Raw genomic sequence first — 510 nt, 5'->3', positions numbered from 1 at the left:
CCTGTGACGTATGGGGAAATGAATCTCGCGCCGCTTTTGCATCAGTTTTTGGAAAAGTACCCGCGTGTGGATCTTGATTTAGTGCTGACCAACCAAAAGCTGGATTTGATTGAGCAAGGTGTGGACGTAGCGATTCGTCTTGGCCGCCTGCAAGATTCCAGCATGATCGCCAAGCGTCTTTCCTCACGTCAAACCTACGTGTGTGCCAGTCCGATGTACTTGGAGCGTTTTGGTGAGCCACATACGTTGTCGGAATTGGGACGGCATCAGTGCTTGGTTGGCTCGGTCGACTATTGGCACTTTAAGGAAAATAAACGCGATAAATCTTTACGCGTGTCGGGACGGATTAAATGCAACAGCGGTTTTGCTTTGGTGGACGCAGCGAAACGCGGTCTTGGTTTAGTGCAGCTGCCGGATTACTACGTTCAAGAAGCGTTAGACAGTGGTGAGTTAGTCGAGGTGCTGACCGATTACCGCGACGATCGCGAAGGCATTTGGGCGCTGTATCCG

Annotated in this window: 1 protein-coding gene; it reads left to right on the top strand. The window is 51.2% G+C overall.

The window, feature by feature from the left end; genetic code table 11:
• Positions 1-510: LysR substrate-binding domain-containing protein (locus R7Q48_RS31340; RefSeq protein ID WP_318134359.1), on the top strand; the 510-nt coding region annotated here is incomplete at both ends.

Source organism: Vibrio sp. 378 (assembly GCF_033339435.1).
This window is presented reverse-complemented; position numbering and strand designations above follow the sequence as displayed.